Annotated in this window: 1 protein-coding gene; it reads left to right on the top strand. The window is 37.9% G+C overall.

Annotation, left to right across the window (positions count from 1 at the left end; genetic code table 11):
• Positions 1–145: 145 nt before the first annotated feature.
• A partial coding sequence (locus ACFO5Y_RS11715; RefSeq protein WP_380706743.1) for an IS110 family transposase occupies positions 146–1,135 on the top strand: 990 nt, incomplete at its 3' end.

Genomic DNA, 1,135 nt, shown 5'->3' on the forward strand with positions numbered 1-1,135 from the left:
GTTTATGAAGATGAGATCGTAAGGTGTTTAGGTATAGTTAATACCGTATAAAAAACTGGTCCACTTCATATCCTTAGTTGAATCTGTTTTAAGTATGTTGGGCCCTTTGAGGTCGTGTATAGGAAATGAGAATCGATAAGGCGCTATGAAGACTTCAATTAATTTAGAAAGGATGATTACATTGGACGTTATCGCATTAGATGTTAGTAACGGTCGTAGCTATGTTGTGCATTATTCTGATAATACATGTCTATTCGAAGGGTGGATGATTCATAACCAAGAAGGGTTAAATGGCCTGTTAGCTCGATCTCAGTTGTGTCAAACCATTCCTGAAATTGTATTCGAAGCAACGGGAGTCTATTCAAGGGTCATCGAACGCTTCTGTCAGGATCATCACTTTGACTATTATCTGTTAAATCCCCTCGAAGCAAGAAAACAAACAGATAGCCTTCGAGTGAACAAAACCGATAAAAGTGATGCCCATAAACTCGCTCTAACGCACTATTTTATAGAGCGAAAGAAAAAGGTTGTCATTGATAAAGCGTACCAAGAAATGACGACTTTATCACGCTGGTACGAGAGCAATGAACAAGATATAAAGTATGCACGGAATCATCTACATGCATTCTTAACCCTCTCTTTCCCTGAATTAGAGTCTTATTTTAGTTCTGTTGCCAGTGAATATGCCTTAGAAATGATTCAATTATTCCCGCACCCTGATAGTTTAAGGAGCTATAGCCGAACCAAAGTGAAGAATCTAATTTTAAATAATACTCAGAAAAACATCTCCCAAACAAAGGCGTTACTTGAAGCAGAATCCATTCTCACTATCGCTAAAGATGCCTATCCTGCAGTGGATAATGATTCGCTTGAAACGTTCTTAGTTATTGAATGGGCGAGTAAACTTCAACAGCTCGTCCAACAAAAGAAAGTGATTCAAAAAAAGCTCATTGATAGCGCTCACTCATTTAAAGAATTTTATGTTTACACTAGTTTTTCAGGCATCGGTGAATTAACAGCTGCTCTTTTGATTGCAGAGTTAGGGGATATTACACGATTTGATAATCCTAAGCAACTCAATGCCTTTGTTGGCATTGATATCCGTCGATTTCAATCAGGTAACTCGCCTAATTAC

The sequence above is a fragment of the Ruoffia tabacinasalis genome (genome assembly GCF_042652985.1).
Lineage (GTDB): Bacteria > Bacillota > Bacilli > Lactobacillales > Aerococcaceae > Ruoffia > Ruoffia tabacinasalis.